The organism is Micromonospora aridisoli, assembly GCF_056150025.1.
This window is the reverse complement of record NZ_JAXCFK010000073.1, coordinates 1-638: the sequence shown is the minus strand read 5'-3', so window position 1 is coordinate 638 and position 638 is coordinate 1. Positions and strand designations below refer to the sequence as shown.

Annotated in this window: 1 protein-coding gene; it reads right to left on the bottom strand. The window is 49.4% G+C overall.

Going from position 1 to position 638, the window contains the following annotated elements; translation table 11 throughout:
• Nucleotides 1–443 precede the first annotated feature (443 nt).
• The coding region (locus SM447_RS29405; protein ID WP_474576122.1) for a helix-turn-helix domain-containing protein at nucleotides 444–638 on the bottom strand (195 nt) is incomplete at its 5' end.

The following is a 638-nucleotide window of genomic DNA, read 5'->3' as shown; positions in this document are numbered from 1 at the left end:
GGTACTCAAAACTTGCAAAAGAGTTTATCAAAAAATATTACTTAAAGAAGATTTGTGTAATTTTTTTTATTTCGACTCTTTCAAAAAATCAAGCTGATTTGTTCGAATGCTCATCAAAAAAAATTAAAAAATTTTTTTAAAATGATTCTATTTACATGGTTAACTTGTTGATTATTAATAACAAAAAACATTGGTTAAAAAATGATCAATTTAAAGAAAACCCTTAACAGAAGGCCAAAACAGTTTGTCAAGTACGAAGAAATCCACAATTTTATCCACAGGTGTGGGTTCTGTCCTGTGCACAGGCACTCCACAAGCGCCGACATCCTGTGCAGGAGGGTGCCCCCGGGCCCGGGATCCCGCGGGCGGAGCCTGTGGACGAACTACACGAAAAGGCCCCGGCGGTGCTCCGCCGGGGCCTTCGAGGAGGGGTGGGGCCGGGTTCAGCCCTCGCGCTGCTGCTGCTTGATCCGGTTGGTGAGCTCCGTGACCTGGTTGAAGATCTGCCGGCGCTCGGCCATCAGCGTGCGGATCTTGCGGTCGGCGTGCATCACCGTGGTGTGGTCGCGGCCGCCGAGCTCCTGGCCGATCTTCGGCAGGGACATGTCGGTGAGCTCGCGCAGCAGGTACATCGCGAT